This is a genomic window from Gemmatirosa kalamazoonensis (assembly GCF_000522985.1).
In the GTDB taxonomy this organism is placed as follows: domain Bacteria; phylum Gemmatimonadota; class Gemmatimonadetes; order Gemmatimonadales; family Gemmatimonadaceae; genus Gemmatirosa; species Gemmatirosa kalamazoonensis.
Genome location: NZ_CP007128.1, coordinates 4,834,541 through 4,853,021 on the forward strand (window position 1 = coordinate 4,834,541; position 18,481 = coordinate 4,853,021).

Here is an 18,481-nt window from a genome sequence, read left to right on the forward strand (position 1 = left end):
GCGCGGGTGGCCCGTCACAGAGCGCGCGCGCCCTCCGCTCTCGCCTCCCACGCGGCGACGTCCACGCCCTTCAGCACCATCCAGAGCGTGAGCGCCAGCCCGCCGAGCGCCATCGGGGCGAGGAACAGCGTCGATGAGTACTGCGGCGCCAGCACGAACGTCATGTTGCGCGCGACGAATCCCGCGCCGCCGAGCATGAGGAGAACACCGAGCGCGCGCGGCAGGAATCCGCAGCGGTAGATCAGCCAGCCGCGCAGCATCGAGGCGATGCCGTAGAGCGCGAGGAAGATCCAGCCGACGCGCGTGAAGATCTTGAGCGACAGCAGCGTGAGCGCGTTCACCTGCTCGGGCGAGAACGGCTGCATGAACGCCGCGCCGCCGACCCAGATCGTCGGGATGAAGTAGAACGCCTCCGCGACGCCGTACAGCGCGGTCGACACGAGCCCGAAGAACGCGGCGGCGAGCGCGATGGGACGCTGCACGGGCCGCAGCAGCACGTAGAACAGCAGCGACAGCGCGACGTCGCAGACCGCTTCCACGAGATACGCCGCGAAGCCGAAGCGGTAGAGCAGTGGCGCGCTCGCGATGCGCTGCGCCGTCGTGGCCGCATCCGTCGAGATGAACTGCGACGGGATGTACAGCTCCCCCAGGTAGCCGAAGATCATCGTGAGCACCATCAGCACGCCGGCGATCCTGGCGTAGCGCCCGATCGACGGCGCGCGCATCATCCTGAGCATGGGGGACCTCCAGGTGGCATCGGCGCTGGGAACCAGGGAGCCCTACGGCCGCCGCTCCCCTAGGTTTCCGAGACGACGCGCGCTCGCGCTCGCGCTGCTCGTCGGGCCGGGCGCGGGTGCGCAGACCCGCGTGCTCGACGCACGGACGCATCACCTGCGCTCCGGCGCGCGCGCCGAGTGGCAGGAGCGCGGCACGCACCCGCATCCGCGGCGGCTCGCGCTCGACTTCCGATCGACGAGCGGCGCCGAGCACACGCTGTCCATCCGGCAGGAGGACGTGAAGCAGCGGTGGGACGTGGTGCTGAACGGCCGCGTCCTCGGCCAGCTGCAGCAGGACGAGAACCCCATCGTCGCGTACTGGCCGCTTCCCGTCGGCGCGCTCCGCGCCGGCACGAACACGTTGCGCGTCGAGCCGGCCGACACGATCGCCGACGACGTGTGGGTGCGCGGCATCACGCTGCTCGACGCGCCGCTGGAGGACGTGCTCTCGCAGGCGTCGGTGGAGGTCGACGTCGTGGACGCGGATGGCGGCGAGCCGCTCCCCGCGCGCGTCACCGTCGTCGACACCGGCGGAGCGCTGCAGACCGTCGGCGGCGCCTCGGCGCGCGGGCGGGCGATCCGGCCGGGGATCGTCTACACCGGCGACGGACGCGCCACGTTCGGGTTGCCGGCCGGCGCGTATCGGATCTTCGCGAGCCGCGGGTTCGAGTACGGAGTGGATTCGGCGCGACTCGTGCTGCGCCGCGGCGACCGCGTCCGTCGGCGGCTCGTCGTTAGGCACGAGGTGCCGACGCCCGGGTGGGTCGCCAGCGACACGCACGTGCACAGCCTCACGTACTCGCGCCACGGCGACGCGACGGCGGAGGAGCGCGTGGTCACGCTCGCCGGCGAGGGCGTGGAGCTGCCCATCGTCACCGAGCACAACGTGCAGGTCGATCTCGACTCGACGGCGAGAGCCGCGGGCGTGCGCGACTTCTTCACGCCGGTGGTGGGGAACGAGGTGACCACGCGCGTGGGGCACTTCAACGTCTGGCCGCTCACGGTTCGCGCGCCCGTCCCGGACTCGCAGGTGCGGAGCTGGGACGCGGCGTTCCGCACCATCGAGGCGACCGGGGCGCACGCCGTCATCCTCAACCACGCGCGCGACATCCACGCGGGGTTCCGGCCGTTCGACCCCGCGCGCCACGTCGCGATCGCCGGCCTCGCGCTCGACGGCTGGGAGCTCCGCGCGAACGCGATGGAGGTGGTGAACTCCGGGGCGCAGCAGACCGACGTGCACCGACTGCTCCTCGACTGGTTCGGGATGCTGAACGCGGGCCACCGCCTGACGCCCGTCGGCGCGAGCGACTCGCACGACGTCGGGCGCTACGTGGTCGGGCAGGCGCGGACGTACATCCGCACGCGCGACGAGGCCCCCGGCCGCATCGACGTCGCGGACGCGGCCGAGCGATTCCGCGACGGCGCGGTGATGGTGAGCTTCGGGCTGCTCGCGGAGTTGACGGTGGCGGATCGATTCGGCCCGGGCGACGTCGTCCCCGCGACGGCGTCGCTCCGCGTCGACGTGCGCGTGCTCGGCCCCGCGTGGACGCGCGCCGACCGCATCACGCTCTACGCGAACGGGCGGCCGATCCGCTCGGCGCGCATCGTCGACCGCGACGCGGCCGGTGTGAAGTGGCGCGGGACGTGGCTGCTCCCCCGCCCCGCGCACGACGTCTTCCTCGTGGCCGTCGCGGAGGGCCCCGGCGAGTTCCTCCCGTTCTGGCCGATCGCGAAGCCGTATCAGCCCGCGGCGGCCGAGTGGAGCCCGCACGTGATCGGGGCGAGCGGCGCGGTGTGGCTCGACGTCGACGGCGACGGACGGCCGACGGACGCACACGCGTATGCCGCCCGCGCGATGGCGGCGTCGAGCGGCGAGATCGGCCCGCTCGTCGACGCGCTCGCCCCGTACGACGACGCGGTCGCCGCACAGGCGGCGGCGCTGCTGCTCGCACGCGGCGTGAGGCCGACGCGGGCCGCGGTGTGGGCGGCGCTTCGTCGGGCGTCGCCGGCGACGCGTCGCGGCTTCGCCGAGTTCGCCGCCGAGTGGCTCGCCTCGCAGCCCGCGCGCGGCGACCCGCATCCGAAGACGGAGTACGACGCGTTCACCGACTCGACGACGCGCAGCGTCTCCGTGTACGCGATCGTCGACACCACGCTCGCGCCGCCGGACAGCTTCGCGGTGGAGCTGGTGCAGCGCTGGAAGGGGCGCGGCACGTCGCCTCCGTCCGATGCGCCGCTCGAGCTGGGCCTCGGCCGCACGAGCGCCGGCGGGCTCACGGTCAGTCGCGCGCTGAAGCCGAGCGGCCCGGGTCGCGCGGCGGTCGTCTTCCTGCTCGACGGCGGGCGGCGCATCCGGCTGGAGCAGAGCGAGTACGTGTCGAACGGCGGCGAGCGCATGACGTTCGAGACGGCGCGCTACCGGATCTCGACCGCGGATCTCCGGCGCGTCGCGGAAAGCCAGGAGCTCCGCGTTCGCATCGGCGAACGGGAGCTCTGGATCGATCCGGGGTGGCGGCGCGTGGCCGCCGAGATGGTCGGTGGCCGGCCGCCGTGAGCGGTGCGACTAACGGAAGGCGTGGCCCTCTAACGAGAATGAACGCCCCGATGGCTGCGACGCAGCGGCCACGGCGCTCGTCCCCCGGCCCGCCCTTCGCCATGAGTGCCATTCGATCCCTCCGTCGTGTCGTGCACATCGCCGTCCTCGCCGTCGCCTGCGCTACCGCGCTCGTCGCGCAACCCAAGCCGCCGAGCATCGCGTGCGAACGGTCACCTTCCGCATCCGCCGACCGACCCACCGCCGATGCGTCGTGTCACGTCACCGTGGCGCGTCAGGACTCGTTGCAGCAGGCGGTGCTCCTCTTCAAGATCCGCGATCTCCCTGCAGGAGCGCCCCGTCCGCTGGTCCGAGTCACGACGACGAGCGGCACCGTCAGCCCCGACACCGCGCGTCCCGATCCCAACGGAGGCGTCACCGTCGTCTGGCATCGCGTGCAGGGAGCGGACGAGGCGGCGGTCGCCGCGTCGACGTCGACCGACTACGGCCCGTTGGCCGGCGTCGTCTCGATCGTGCCGCGCAAGATCGCGAAGCAGGCATACCAGGTCAGGCGCATATCGGACGGCACGCAGTACGGCTTCGAGAAGACACCGCTGCGGAAGCCGCTGATCGTCGAGCTGCTCCGCGACGACGACGGTAGGGCGAGTCGAATCGACAGCATCGGCGCGTGCGTCGGGCTTCGCGTGGTCTTTCATCGCGCGAGCAGCGGCGGCGGCATCACACCGGACACCAGCCTTGCGGCGATAGAGAAGGTCCCAGAGCCCAAGAAGACCCGCCGCGAGGACGCGCCGGACGTGCTCCTCACCACCGAAGCGGTGCATGCAGCGAACGCGAACAAGGCCGCGAACAGGGAGAACGGCTGCGTCGCGCGCGGCAACTGGACGCTCGGCGAGGGCGTCGGATTCCAGGACGTGCGCGTCACGTACGTGCCGACCGACGGCACCACGGCGGCCGGTCAGCCAGCGCAGTTCTCGGCCCTCGCGCGGGCGCTGCCGAAGCTCGTCGCCGGCTACGGCGTGAGCTCCGATCGCCGGCACTTCGGCGCCAACGCGGCGAAGACGCGCGTCGAGACGATCGAGCGCACGCTGCCGAACGGGGGCAAGACGTCGTTCGACACGACGATCACGCTGTCGCCCGCGAGCATCGACACGATCGACGAGGCGCGCACGAAGGCCGTCGTGGGCATGGCGTTCGCGCCGGTGCCCCGCGCGCGCTTCCTCACGCTCTTCCTCGGCGTCGGCGCGCAGGACCCGGCGAACGACTGGTACGCCGGCTTCTCCGTCTTCCGCCTCGCCCGGCTGCTCGGCAAGGACGTGCCGGAGACCGAGGGGATGCTGTTCGACCTGCACTTCATCGTGAATGGCGGGCGCGACGACGTGCTCGTCGACCGCGCCGCCTGCATCTCCGGCGGGTCGTGCGCGACGCACAAGAAGGCGCGCTATTTCCGCGGCGTCGGGGCGATGGCGACGCTCGACGCGGGCTCCATCCTGAGCGACGCGTTCAAGAAGCTGATCGGCGGCTGAGCAGGGACCGGGCGCTGCGCGAGAGGGGCGACGCTGCGCGAAGCAGCACCGCCCCCCTCGCCACGGCCCGCGCCGTCGACGTTCGTCGGCCGCCTGCTTACTGCACCGCGTTGATCATGTCGAAGATCGGCAGGTACATCGCCACCACCATGCCGCCGACCACCACGCCGAGCACCACGATCATGATCGGCTCGAGCAGCGAGAGCAGCCCGCTGACCGCGGCGTCCACCTCGGTGTCGTAGAAGTCGGCGATCTTCGTCAGCATCTCGTCCAGCCCACCGGTCTGCTCGCCGACGGCGATCATCGAGATCACCATGGGCGGGAAGACGGCCGACTTCTGCAGCGGCGCGGCGATCGTGTCGCCGCCGGCGATCGACGCGCGCGACGCGAGGATCGCGTCCGAGATCACGCGGTTGCCCGACGTGCGCGCCGTGATCTCGAGCCCCTCGAGGATCGACACGCCCGAGGCGATGAGCGTGCCGAGCGTGCGTGCGAAGCGCGACACCGACGACTTGCGGATCACGTCGCCGAGCACCGGAATCTTCAGCAGCAGCCGGTCGATGACGAGCTGCCCCTCCTTCGTGGCGTAGTAGCGCTTGATGAGGAACACCGAGCCGGCGATGCCGCCGAACACCGCCCACCAGTACGCGTTCACGAACCGCGACATGCCGACGACGATCTGCGTCGGCAGCGGCAGCTCGAGGTTCACGCTGGCGAACATCTTCTCGAACACCGGGATCACCTTCCACAGCAGCACCACGATCGCGATCGCCGCGACGCCCATGATGACCGCCGGGTAGATCATGGCGCCCTTCACCTTCCGCACGAGCGCGTCGTTCTTCTCGAGGAACGTCGCGAGGCGCATGAGGATGGTGTCGAGGATACCGCCCGCCTCGCCCGCGGCGACCATGTTCGTGTACAGGTCGCTGAACGCCCGCGGGTGGTTGCGCATCGCGTCCGACACCGTGGCGCCGCTCTCGACCTCGAACACCACGGCGCGCGTCACGTCGGCGAGCGCCTTGTTCTCGGTCTGCTTCGACAGGATGTCGAGCGCCTGCACGAGCGGGAGACCGGCGTTGATCATCGTGGAGAACTGTCGCGTGAACACGACGACGTCCCGCATGCTGATCTTGCCCTTCGGCTTCGGCCGGCTCGCCTCCTCGTCGACCTTCACGACGACGAGCCGCTGGCGGCGCAGCTGCGCGACGACCTCGTCGCGCGACGGCGCCTCGAGCGTGGCCGACTTCAACTCCCCACCGAGTGTTCTGGCCGTGTATGCGAATGTAGGCATCGTTGGTCTGCTACCTGAGCGTGGAGCGTGGAGCGGCGAGCGTGGAGGGGCTGCGTGGACGCTCTACGCTCCACGCTCCCCGCTCCACGCTCACGCGGCCGTCGGGTTCTGGCCGGTCATGCGCAGGAACTCGTTCGGGTCGCCCGAGACGCGGAGGCACTCGTCCACCGTCACCTGGCGCGACACGTAGAGCTGGTACAGCGCATCGTTCAGCGTCTGCATGCCGAACTTCTTCCCGCCCTGCATCAGCGAGTAGATCTGGTGCACCTTGTCGTCGCGGATCAGCGCGCGGATCGCCTGCGTCACCACCAGCACCTCGGCGGCGAGCGCGCGGCCCTTCCCGCTCGCCTTCGGCAGCAGCGTCTGCGTCACGATCCCCTCGAGCACGAACGCGAGCTGCGCGCGCACCTGGGACTGCTGGTGGCTCGGGAACACGTCGATGATGCGGTTGATCGCCTCGGCCGCGGAGTTCGTGTGCAGCGTGGCGAACGCGAGGTGACCCGTCTCGGCGATGGTGAGCGCGGCCTGGATGGTCTCCAGGTCGCGCATCTCACCCACCAGGATGACGTCCGGATCCTCGCGCAGCGCGTACTTCAGCGCGGCCTGGAACGACTTCGTGTCGGTGCCGACCTCGCGCTGGTTGACGATGCAGTTCTGGTGGCGGTGGACGAACTCGATCGGGTCCTCCACCGTGATGATGTGACCGCGCCGCTCGCGGTTGATCTTGTCGATCATCGCAGCGAGCGTCGTCGACTTGCCCGAGCCCGTCGGGCCGGTGACGAGCACGAGCCCGCGCGGCTTCTCCGCCATCCGCGTCACCGACGGCGGCAGCCCCAGCTCGTCGAGCTTCCGGATGTTGAACGGGATCTGACGGATCGCCACCGACACGCAGCCGCGCTGCTTGAACACGTTGCCGCGGAAGCGCGCGAGCTGCTGGATGCCGAACGAGAAGTCCAGCTCGTCCTCCATCTCGAAGCGCTTCTTCTGGTTGTCGGTGAGCACCGAGTACGCGAGCGCCATCGTGTCGCGCGGCGTCAGCACCTGCTCGACGCTCGCGTTCACGATGTCGCCGTCGACGCGGAGCTTCGGGCGCTCGCCGGCGGTCAGGTGCAGGTCGCTCGCGCCGCGCGTGACCATCTCCTCCAGCATCGCGCGGAGGTTCAGGGCCTGCGCGGTCGGGGCCGCGGGGGGAGTCGGAGCTAGGGTTGCGGTCATGGGATTTGCTGCGTGGCTGCGTGGCTGCGTAGGCGCGTAGGGTTACGCAGCCACGCAGCCACGCAGCATTCCGTTAGGCGCTCGTCTCGCGAATCACTTGCTCCATCGTCGTGATGCCGCGCAGCACCTTCAGCCAGCCGTCCATGCGCAGCGTCAACATCCCCTCCTCGATCGCCGTCTCGCGGAGCAGCGCGGCGTCGCCGCCGCCGGTGAGGATGGTCTTGCGGATGCGGGGCGTCATCGTCATCACCTCGTACACGCCCTGCCGTCCCTTCAGGCCCGTGCCGGCGCACGCGTCGCAGCCCGTGCCGCGGAAGTACGCCAGCTCCGTGATCTTGGAGTCGACCGTGACGTTCGCGATGAGCGGCGCGGCCTCCTTCACCGCCTTCGCCTTCGCCGCCTCGATCGCCTCGGCCGTGAACCGCAGGTCGCGCAGCGTCGTGTCGGGCGTCACCTTCGCCGCCGCGATCTCCGCCGCGTCGGGCACGTAGCGCTCGCGGCACTTCGAGCACACGCGGCGCACGAGTCGCTGCGCGAGCACGAGGTTCAGCGCGCTCGCCACGTTGAACGGCTCCAGCCCCATGTCCAGCAGACGCGTCACCGTCTCCGGCGCGGAGTTCGTGTGCAGCGTCGAGAGCACCATGTGACCCGTGAGCGCGGCCTTGATCGCGATGCCGCCCGTCTCCAGGTCACGGATCTCACCGAGCATGATGACGTTCGGGTCCTGACGCAGGAAGGCCTTCAGCGCCGACGCGAACGTGAGCCCCACCTCGGGCCGCACCTGCACCTGGTTGATGCCGAACAGGTTGTACTCGACCGGGTCCTCGGCCGTCATGATGTTCGTGTCGCCGGTGTTGATCTTCGACAGACACGAGTAGAGCGTGGTCGTCTTACCGGAGCCCGTCGGACCCGTCACGAGCACCATGCCGTACGGGTTCGAGATCGCCTCCATCAGCTCGTGCTCGGCGCGCGCCTCGATGCCGAACGTCTCGAGGTCGAGCGTGAGGTTCCCCTTGTCGAGGATACGGAGCACGATCTTCTCGCCGAACAGCGTCGGCAGCGTGCTGACGCGGAAGTCGATGACCTTCTTGCCGATCTTGAGGCGCAGTCGCCCGTCCTGCGGCACGCGCCGCTCGGCGATGTTGAGCGCCGACATGATCTTGAGGCGCGAGATGAGCGCCGCCTTCAGCTTCATCGGCGGCTTCATGATCTCCTGCAGCGCGCCGTCCACGCGGTAGCGCACGCGGATCTCGTGCTCGAAGCACTCGACGTGGATGTCGCTCGCGCCGCGCTTCACCGCCTCCATCAGGATGGCGTTGACGAGACGCACGACGGGCGCCTCGTCCACCTGGGTGGCGAGCGGCGCGCCGTCGTCCTCGGTGTTCTCGATGACCTCGACGTCGCTGTCGTCGGCCGCGATCTCGGCGAGCAGCGACTGCATCTGCACGTCGCCGTTCTCGTAGTGCTTCTCGACGAGCTGCCGCAGCGTGTACTCGCCCGCGACGACGGGGAAGATGTCGTAGCGCGTGACGAACTTGAGGTCGTCGAGGACACCGGCGTTCGCCGGGTCGGCGATGGCGACGGTGAGCGTGCGCCCCTCGCGCTTGAGCGGCAGCACGAGGTGCCGCGACGCGAGCTCGGACGGCACGAGCTTCAGGATGCGCGGATCGACCTCGAAGCGCGACAGATCGACCGCCGGCATGCGGTACTGACGCGCGAGCATCTTCGTGAGCGTCGTCTCCTGCAGGAGCCCGAGCTTCACGAAGCAGTAGCCGAGCCGCATGCCGCTCGTGCGCTGCTCCTCGAGCGCGCGCGCGAGCTGCTCCCGGTTGATCAGCCCCTCGCGAACGAGGAGCTCACCGAGACGCTCGCGTTCCGCGACGAGGGCGAGAGGTGCGGCCATGTCTGAGCTGAGGGAGTCGGATGCGACGCGACGCCCGCGCGTCTCACGGCGAATGCACGGCGCCGGCACCAGAGGGACGCGAGACGCCCGAGAACGTCACGTGGGACGCCACACGTCGGGCGAGCGCCGGCCCCACGCCGCGCACGCGCTCGAGCCCCGCGAGGGACCCGAACGCACCGCGTGCCTCGCGGTCGGCGACGATGCGTCGCGCGAGCGCGGGGCCCACGCCGGGCAACGCTTCGAGCGCGCGCGCGTCGGCGACGTCCACGTCGATCGGAGTGTCGGCAGGTGATGGCGGCGACTGAATCGGCGTGGGCACCGACGTGGTGTCGCGCACGACACGTTTTCGTCGTGCGGCGTGACGCCGGTCACTCGCGTGGGGCGGCGCGCGGCGGGCGGAGTCCACCGCGCCGATCTGGTCGCGCAGCGCGCCGCGCTCGGCGGCCGTCGGCGCCGGCGCGGGCGACGCCACCACGCGCGCCACGCCGCCCAGCACGGCCACGCCGGCCAGGAACAGCAGCGCCTTCCGCTCGCCGCTCGTCATGCGCCTAACGTGCGGCCGCGCCGCGACTCGCGAGGGTGTCGCGGCGACGCAACGGTGGTGGGACGAACGCGCACGGCGTTCGGCGCCTCCGACGCGTATACTGGGGTCCCGGCCCTCCCGATCCCCTACCCGACCGATGCGTCTCCGTCCCACCACCGGCCGCCCGCTGGCCGCCCTCTCGCTCGCCCTCGTCCTCGCCGCGGCCTGCGGCGGCGACGGCAGCCCCGCGCCCGTCGAGCCGCCGCCACCGCTCGCCGTCACGCTCCCGTCGACGACGCTCGCGTGCACCGTCGGCGACTCGCTCACCATCACCGCCGCGGTGAGCGGTGCGACCGGCACGCCGAGCGTGAGCTACGCGGCCACGGGAGCGAGCGTCTCCGTCACCCGCAGCGGCACCGAGGCGCGCGTGCGCTGCGTCGCGCCCGGCACCGCGACGCTCACCGCGACCGCGCTCGACGGCTCCCGCTCGGCCACGGCGAACGTCACGATCAACGTCGTCGCGCCGCTCACCGTCACGCTCGCGCCGGGGACGCTCACCTGTCGCGCGGGCGAGACGCGGACCGTGTCGCTGGTCGCCACGGGCGGCCCCCCGGCGCCCAACGTGACGCTCGTGTCATCGAGCGAGACCGTCGCCGTCGCCGGCGTCTCCGGCGAGACCGCCACCATCCGCTGCGTCTCGGCCGGCGCCTCGGTGCTCACCGCGACGGCGACGATCGGTACCCAGATCGCCCGCGCCACCGCGATCGTCACCGTCGCCGTGCCCCCGCCGCCGCCGCTCGTCGCCACGCCGAGTGCCGCCGCGCTGTCGTGCCGCACCGGGGAGCGGCTCACGCTGACGCTGAACGTGTCGGGTGGAGTCGGCACGCCGGCGGTGTTCTTCGCTGCGCGCAACGCGCTCGTCCGGGTGCTGCCTAACGGCACGACGGCGACGATCCTCTGCGACGATGCCGGCGCGTCGGCGGTGGACTTCACGGTGTCGGACGGCACGAGCTCGGTCACCGGCGCGGTGCCGATCACCGTCTCGGCCGCGCTCTCGGCGAGCATCGACGCGCCCGTCTGCTGGCTCGGCGGCCGCGGCACGCTGACCGTGAACGCGGTCGGGGGCACGGGCCCGATCTCGGTCACGCTCACCTCCACCGGCACGCCGGCGTTCGACCCGTCGGCCGTGGTGCAGACGGCGACCGGCGCGACGCTGACCTACGACTGCGGCACCGTCGCCGCCACCGGGGCCGTGGGCTACCTCGTGCGCCGCGGCACCGAGTCGGTGTCGGGCTCCGTGCCCGTCACGCTCCGCAGCCCGATCCAGAGCGTGCGCGTGCTGACCGCGCCGAGCGTCACCATCCTCGCCGGGTCGAGCGCGAACGTGATCGGCGACGTGGTGCTCGTCCCCGGCGCGCCGACCACGACGTCGCGCGCGCTCACCTACACGACGACCGACCCCACGCTGCTCACCATCGAGCCGGCGGCGCAGGGCGTGCTTGTGACGCCGAAACGCTCGAGCGGCGCGGCGGCGATCACCATCACCTCGGTCGCCGCACCGGCCTTCTTCGTCACCGTGCCGGTCACCGTGGTGTCGGCGCCGAGCATCACGGTGCAGTCGGTCGACGTCGTCTCGGGCGGCGTGCACACGGGGCCCGTGAACCCGTCCAACGTCACCGGCACGATCTCGCCGAACCTCACCGTGGACGTCGGCGCGTTCATCGTCGACCGCGTCGTGATCTCGCTCGGCACGCTGCAGGTGAACATGGACTTCCGCTCGCAGCCGGACGCCGCGCGCACCGGCAGCCTCGCGCTGAGCCCCGCGTTCGACACCGCCGCGCGCGACCCGAGCTCCGGCCAGCCGCTGATGCCCAACGGCACCTACCTGCTCGCCGTCACCGCGTTCTACCACGCCGCGGGATCGTCCACCACGCAGTCGGTGAGCACGACGTACTCCGTGCCGTTCGTGATCGCGAACCCGTAGGGAGTCGGGACTCGGGACTCGGGACTCGGGACTCGGGACTCGGGACTCGGGACTCGGGACTCGGGACTCGGGACTCGGGACTCGGGACTCGGGACTCGGGACTCGGGACTCGGGACTCGGGACTCGGGGCGGTGGGCTCGCTGCGCTCGCTTTCATGAAGGCACGAGCGCAGCGAGGGCCATCCGACTCGAGTCCCGAGTCCCGAGTCCCGAGTCCCGAGTCCCCAGTCGCTCAGTGGAACGCCCCCGAGAAGAACCCGAGCTGCAACGACGCGCTGAGCAGCGTCTCGGTGAACTGCGTGCCGAAGTTTCGGTTGAACCGCGTCGTCCGCGATCCCGTGAGGCTCAGCGTCACGTTGTCCGCCACGTCGCTGTTCGCCCCGAACGAGAGCAGCCGCTGACCGAGGTCGGCCTGCGTCGTGCGCACGAAGGGCGCGAGCAGGTCGATCGTCGTCGGCTCGCCGGGCGCGGGATCGGCGCCGCTCACCACCGTCACCGCGTGCCGATCCTGCCAGCCGATCCGCGTGCGGATGTCGCTCTTCAGCCCCCACCGCGCCGGCGGCCTGAACGCGCGCGCGATCTCCGCGTTCGCCTCGCGCTCGCGGCTCGTCAGCCGCGTCCCCGGCAGGTCGTCGATGCGGCGCGTCTGCGTGAAGCCGGCGCCCGTCGTCAGGCCGCCTAACGCCGCCCACGTCACCGTCGCGCTGAGCGGCCAGCTCTGGCTCAGCATCGCGCGCGCGTCCTCGGGCGACGTCGAATCCGCCGGCGCCACGGCGGTGCGCCAGTCGCGCAGCACGCGCGCCGTCGCCGACACGTTCGACACGAGCGCGCTCGCGCCCGGCGCCGGCCGCCACGTCCATCGCAGCGTGAGGTCCGGCACGACGCGACGGTCCCCGGTCCCCTCGGCCAGCGCGCCCGTGGCCGCGCGCCGCCACCAGCTGCGCGTGGCGCCGGTGCCGAGGTGGTTCGTGAGCGCGAAGCCGAACGGCAGCGTGAGCGTCTGCGTCGCGTCGAGCTGGTCGACCACGCCGGCCAGCGTCGCCGGCGTGCCGTCGATCGCGCGCATGCCGCCGATGCCCGCGAGACCGAGCTGCACGCCGAGCCCCGGGTCCGCGCTCGTCGCGTCGTAGCTCGCCGAGAGCGTGCGGCTCGCGCTCACGTTCACCGGCTGCACGAACAGCCGCGCGAGCCACGGCGCCCGCGCGCGCGACGCCGAGTCGGTGCCGGCGCGCGGGCCATAGAGCGCACGCGCGAGATCGACGGACGTCGCCGCCGAGAGCTGCTGCGTCGCGCCGACCCGCCGCGGCAGCGTCGCGACGTTCGTCGGCTGCACCACGTCGATCGGCGCGATGTCGCCGAACGGGCCGACGAGCGACGGCGCGTTCGGGTCGCGCGTCATCGTGTACGTCGTCGTGACGTCGGCGCGCGGGCGCAGCCACGGGCGCACCGCCGGCGTCCACGAGAGGGCGCCGGTGAGCACGCGCTGCCGCTCGAACCCGAGATCGAGCCCGCCCAGGTGCGTGCGCTCGGCGCGTGTCAGCTCGGCGCGCGGCAGCGTGTCGTCCGGTGATCCGGGCGCCGTGGCGTAGTCGCGCAGGTCGCGCAGCGTGCTCGCGTCCCACCGCGCGGTGAGCGACGGCAGCGGATGCAGCTCGAGCGTCGCGCCGTGCTCCCACACGTCGTCGAGCCCCGTCACCACGCGCCCCGAGTCGAGCGGCGACCGCACCGGCGCGAGGAACGCCTCCTGCCGGTCGCCGGTGCGCGCGCGGTGCGACGTGAGACGGAACGCCGTCGGCGTCCACCGCACGCCGCCCAACGTCACGCGCTCGCCGGGCGCGACGTCGTAGTCGGCGCGCAGCGAGAACGCGTGCCGCGCGCCGTCCTCGTACGAGCTCCGCACCTGCCCCGCCACGTACGTCGACGTGAGCGAGAGGTTGTTGAGGATCGGCGCGAGCGGCCCCTTCGCCGGTGTCGCGCGCCGCACGGTGAGCGCCCAGCTCGTCGTCGCCTCGCGCGGCGCGCGCAGATCCGTGAGCGCGTCGCCGCGCAGATCCGTCCCCGCGATGAACATCGGCGCCGCGCCGATCGACGTGCGCGTCACGGTGAGCGGCAGCGCGAGGCCGAGCGACCATGGGAGCAGCCGGTCGAGCCGTACCGACGCGCCGATCTCGAGCCCGCCCGTCGCGACGAACGTCGGCATCTCGCCGAGCTGCCGGAACTGCGGGTCGCGCCGCGTGAAGTTCACGCGCACGTCGGCCAGGTCGCCGAAGTGCACGCCCACGCCCACCTCGCCCGCCATCCCCGCCGCGTCCTCGGCGTCGGCGAGGCGTACGTCGTCCACCCACAGCTCCAGCGTGTCGTTCGGCGCGATCGCGCTCGCGCCGCGCCGCGCGTCGTCCACGCGCACGAAGCCCACCGCCAGCTCCTGCACCGCGGCGAGGTTCGGCGGCGTCACGTTGCCGTCCACCGAGTACACCATGTACCCGCCGTCGCACGCCGCCACGCGGCGCACCGGCAGACCGCGCGGAAGGCCGGACCGCGCGACGAGCGCGGAATCCACGCCGGTGCACGGGAAGCGCGACGGCGCGTTCAGTCGACCGGGAAGCAGCTGCTCCTGCAGCGCCACGCGCAGCGCGTGCAGCCGCTCGAAGTCCACGCGCACCTCGGGCAGCCACGCGCTCGCGTCGCTCCCCGCGTTCACCGGCGTGCGGTACAGGTAGAAGTTGTGCTCGTCCCTGCCCAACCGCACGAAGAACTGCAGGTCGCCGTCCGGACCCCAGCCGTGGCCGTGGCCGCGTGCCCACACGCGGAGCTGGCGGTAGCTCATGACGTTCTTCGCGCCTTCCGGAAAGCGCAGATACGCCTCGGCGCGCTCGTAGCGCGCGATCTCGCCGCCCGGCACGCCCGCCTGGAGCCGCAGCGAGCGCTCGTTCACCGGCACGCGCTGCGCCTCGGTGCCGGTCGTCACCGTCTCCGTCGTCTGCGCGGTGCCCGGCGGCGGCGTGTACGGCAGCCGCGCCGTCGAGTCCTGCGTGCCGACGACGCCCGCGACGACGAAGCTCGACGGCGTGCCCGTGGAGTCGCCGCCGACGCCCGTCGCCACGCGGTCGGTGCGCCGCAGCCACGGCGCCCCGCTCAGTCGCAGGCGCGCGAGCGCCACTGTCGTCGCCGCGGAGTCCGACTCCTCGGCGCCCGACACCACCGTGAGTCGCGCGGCGCGTACGCGGCGCGCGTTGAACGCGCCTAACGAATCCGTCGGCGCGCGGAACGGCACGCGGATCTGCACCCAGCACTTGCGGGCTCCGGCCTGCGTCGCGGCGCCGGGGAGCAGCGTGCCGAGCCCCGCGGGGAAGGCGACGTTGCAGTTCGTGACGCGCATCGTGCCCGCGCTCACCAGCCGCGCGTCCGCGAGATCGATCACGAAGCGGCGGATGCGCTCCTGGTCCGACTGCGCGTCCCTGAGGTTCAGCGTGCCGTCCTGGTCGATGTCCTCCTCGTCGAGCCGCGCGTTCTGCACCGTGCAGTCGGTCGTCGGATCGCCGAGCACGCGGATGCCGTTGATCACCGCGTGGCAGACGGCGAGCGTATCGGCGCGGCGCACGGTGCCGCCGTCGACGACGACGACGTTGCGCGCGCGGTCGCCGGGCAGGCCGACGTCGTTCGTCGTCGCGTTGAAGACGCGCGACAGCGAGTCGCGCTCGGTGTCGAGCGTGTCGAAGCCGGCGAGGCGGCGGCCGCGGTACGTCGAGTCGCGGCCGGCGACGAACAGCGTCTCCGGCTGGAACGCCACCGAGTTCTCCGAGATCTCGCCGAAGTCGAAGACGAGCGTCGGATTGCGGCGCCCTTCGGGGCGGCTCGGGTCGTTCACGAGCGCGTAGAACTCGAGGTCCTCCACGCGCGACAGGTCCGCGCCGCCGGCGTTGATCACCGTGCGGATCGACCGCCAGCGGCGTCCCGACGGCGCGTTCCCCACCGTCCACCGGAACGGCGGCGTGCCGCTCGACGATGGAAGGCCGCCGACCGACAGCGGATAGAGCGTGAGCCACATCGCCGGCACCGCCGGCTCGATCCCCGAGCCGCCGCTGAGCTGGATCGCCGGGTCGATCTGCGTGATGCGGTACGAGAACGCCCCGGCGCTGTCGCGCGGCGTCACGTTCCCCTGCCACGCCATCGTCGCCGCGCGCGTCACGGTGAGCGGGGTGCCTAACGCGCGCACGAGGCTCGCGCCGCTCGGCGGGCGGCTCGAGTAGTACCAGCTCGCCTCGTCCACCGGGAGCGGGAACCCTTCCCCGCCCTCGAACGTCTCCAGGAACGCCTGCTGCGTGCTCCGCGCGTGCGGCTTGCTCGCCGCGAGCTCGCCGTGGAAGGAGATGCGCGCGCCGGGCATCGGGCTCGTGTCGCCGGGCGCGCGGCGGCGGCTCCATCCGGTCAGCCGCGCGGCGAGCCGCGCGAGCGGCGGCGCGTCCCACGACAGGTCGGCGCCGATCCCCGCCACCGTGGAGCCGGTCGCCTCGAAGCCCAGCGTGGGACGCGTCAGCGTGGACGACTTCCGCGACTGCGAGATCGCGGTGAGGAACACCGTGCCCGCGCTCGTCGGGAACTCCGCGGCCGCGCCGAACACGGTCGTCGGCTGCTGCACGAACACCGGGTTCTCCTCGAACCGCACCGTCACGTCCGTCGGCGTCGGGAACAGCGCGCCCGGGTCGAGGAACGTCACCGTGCCGAGCTCGTAGTCGATCGCGTAGTCGACGCCGCGGACGAGCGTGCGGCCGAGTGCCGTGAGCCGCTCGGAGCCGGGGCGGAGCTGCAGCGAGCCTAACGCGATCGTCGCCGCCTCCGTCGCCCCCTCCGACTCGTACCGCAGCCGCAGCCGGTAGATCGCGCGCGGCCGCTGCGCCGAGTACAGGAACTCGCTCGGGAACGTGTACAGCGTGTCGTTCGACGGGTTCGCCGTGTTGCGCACGCCGCCCGCGCGCGCGAACGGCTGCTGCGACGGGAACACGACGAACTGGTCGCGCAGCAGCCGCCCGCCGAGCGTCCCCCCGCCGACGCCGACGTTCGGGTCCTGCGGGCGCGGCCACAGCCGGTTCGCGACGTCGAACGTCGACGGGTTCGTGCGCTCGGCGAGCCCGAACAGCTGCAGGTACGTCGCGCCCGACGACGGATCCTGCGGCTTCTCCTGGTCGCCGATGCCGGCGACGAGGCGCACGTTCAGCGTCTCGCGCCGCAAGTCCTCGCCGCCCACGCGGTACACGTTGCGCATCTCGCGCGCGAACGCGCTGTCGCCCGGCGCGAGCTCCGGCTCCCACACCAGGTTCGCGAACTGGTCCTCCGTCGTCAGCTCGAGGTCGGGCGTGCCGCCGGTGTTCACGTATCGTACGCGCCGGCCGCCGAGGTTCACTTCGTATGCGACGGCGAGCCGCTCGTTGCTGAGGCCTAACGGCCGCACGAGCGCGATCCACAGCAGCGACGGATCCGCGTAGTAGTCGATCCCCTCGCGCAGCACCTCGTACGTCTGCCGCACGCGGTTCTTCGCGCCGCGCACGAGCAGCCGCGGCCCCCGCGGGTTCTGGTACGCCGCGCCGATGAGCTGGCGGTACACCACGAGCCGCGCCGGCCGCAGCGTGTCGGGGAGCGCGCGCGCGAGCCGCGCGAGCCCCGCGCGATCGAGCACGTCGACGCCCGGGTAGCCCGGCAGCAGCCGCGGGTCGATCGTCCAGAAGAAGCGCCGCGGCTCGATCTGCCAGTCCTCGATCGTGCGCTCCATCTGCTGCGACGCGCGCCCGCCGCCGACGGTGAAGACGCGGTCGCGCACGACGTCGCCGCGCTGCTGCGCCGCGATCGCGCGCCACCGCATCGTGCCGAGCTGCCCCATCGCCTGCAGGCCCACGTTGTTGCTCGGGATCCCCGCCGTGATGAAGCGCGACGGCGGCGGCGCGAACGAGACGTTGCCGAGCTCCAGCCGGCCGAGCTTCGCGTCCGCGCGGCGCGCCGTGTACGAGAGCGACAGCGTGTTCGACGCCTCGAACTCGCGCTGGCTGTCGTAGTCCACGTCCACGTGGACGACGTCGGCGATCGGGCCCGTCGCCTTCATGCTGAACTGCCCCGCGAGGTCGTTCACCCACGACGCGCGGCAGGTGAACGCGAGCGCCGCGACGCCGCGCGCGCAGCGGTCGTTGCGCGTCTGGAGCAGCTTCGTCTCCAGGCGTCCCTGGAAGCGGAGGTCGATGTCGCCGAACGGGTTCGGCGTGGAGTCGCGGCGGAGACGCGGCAGCGTGTCGCGGCCGGCGGTGTCGCGCGGCGCCACGCGCACCGTCGTGTCGCGGACGGGGGGACGCTGCGTCGTGTCGCCCGCGGCGGGGCGCGGCTGGGTCGCGGGGGGCGTCGGCGGGGAGCCGGCGGGGGGCGGCAGCGGCACCGAATCGCCCACGGCGCGGCGGCGTCCGGTCGTGTCCACCGGTGGGCGGACCGCGGGAGCGGCGGGCGACGCGCCGGCCCGGCGGGCGGAATCGTTCGGGGCCGGAGACGCCGGCGGCGCGGTCGGTGCGGGGGCGTCGGCGCCGGGGGCTGGCCCGGACGCACCTGCGCCCCGGCCGTCGACCCGGCGATCGCGACGGTCGCCAGCAGGCCGAACAGCGGTCGGAGCGGCAAACGCACCAAAGGGCGAAGCTTGGGTACTATCCGGTCGATCTCGTGCGGTACGCACCCGCGAA

The 18,481-nt window shown here is 72.4% G+C and carries 9 protein-coding genes; 3 read left to right on the forward strand and 6 right to left on the reverse strand.

The annotated features are described in order from the left end of the window. Positions 1-14: 14 nt before the first annotated feature. Entirely contained in the window at positions 15-737 is a 723-nt protein-coding gene (locus J421_RS20935; RefSeq protein WP_104022890.1) for a DUF4386 domain-containing protein, read from the reverse strand. Between J421_RS20935 and J421_RS20940 the strand changes: the two genes are divergently transcribed. Beyond that, positions 736-3,330 carry a CehA/McbA family metallohydrolase gene (locus J421_RS20940; protein WP_148306442.1) on the forward strand — a complete coding sequence of 865 codons (2,595 nt, stop codon included), beginning with the start codon at positions 736-738 and terminating at the stop codon, positions 3,328-3,330. The genes J421_RS20935 and J421_RS20940 overlap by 2 nt on opposite strands. Then, positions 3,327-4,853: a hypothetical protein gene (locus J421_RS20945; RefSeq protein ID WP_148306443.1), complete on the forward strand. Its 1,527-nt coding sequence runs from the start codon at positions 3,327-3,329 to the stop codon at positions 4,851-4,853. The genes J421_RS20940 and J421_RS20945 overlap by 4 nt, the downstream gene beginning before the upstream one ends. Positions 4,854-4,950: 97 nt before the next feature. Here J421_RS20945 and J421_RS20950 read toward each other — a convergent pair whose 3' ends face one another. The 4 genes from J421_RS20950 to J421_RS33700 form a co-directional block, all read right to left on the reverse strand. Continuing rightward, on the reverse strand, positions 4,951-6,144 hold the full coding sequence (locus J421_RS20950) for a type II secretion system F family protein (protein ID WP_025413136.1): 1,194 nt from the start codon (positions 6,142-6,144) through the stop codon (positions 4,951-4,953). A gap of 90 nt (positions 6,145-6,234) precedes the next feature. After that, positions 6,235-7,359: a type IV pilus twitching motility protein PilT gene (locus tag J421_RS20955; protein ID WP_104022891.1), complete on the reverse strand. Its 1,125-nt coding sequence runs from the start codon at positions 7,357-7,359 to the stop codon at positions 6,235-6,237. Between the two features lie 73 nt (positions 7,360-7,432). Beyond that, the gene (locus J421_RS20960) at positions 7,433-9,262 is read right to left on the reverse strand and encodes a GspE/PulE family protein (RefSeq protein WP_025413138.1); all 1,830 of its coding nucleotides are present in this window, start codon (positions 9,260-9,262) and stop codon (positions 7,433-7,435) included. A gap of 43 nt (positions 9,263-9,305) precedes the next feature. Beyond that, positions 9,306-9,806, reverse strand: a complete 501-nt coding sequence (locus J421_RS33700) for a ComEA family DNA-binding protein (protein WP_025413139.1) — start codon at positions 9,804-9,806, stop codon at positions 9,306-9,308. A 136-nt stretch (positions 9,807-9,942) separates the two neighbouring features. On the opposite strand from J421_RS33700, the gene J421_RS20970 reads away from it, so the two are divergent. Next, complete coding sequence (locus tag J421_RS20970) at positions 9,943-11,769, forward strand: hypothetical protein (protein ID WP_025413140.1); 1,827 nt, start codon at positions 9,943-9,945, stop codon at positions 11,767-11,769. A gap of 231 nt (positions 11,770-12,000) precedes the next feature. On the opposite strand, the gene sov is transcribed toward J421_RS20970, so the two are convergent. Next, positions 12,001-18,225 carry a T9SS outer membrane translocon Sov/SprA gene (gene sov / locus J421_RS20975; RefSeq protein ID WP_025413141.1) on the reverse strand — a complete coding sequence of 2,075 codons (6,225 nt, stop codon included), beginning with the start codon at positions 18,223-18,225 and terminating at the stop codon, positions 12,001-12,003. Positions 18,226-18,481: the final 256 nt, after the last annotated feature.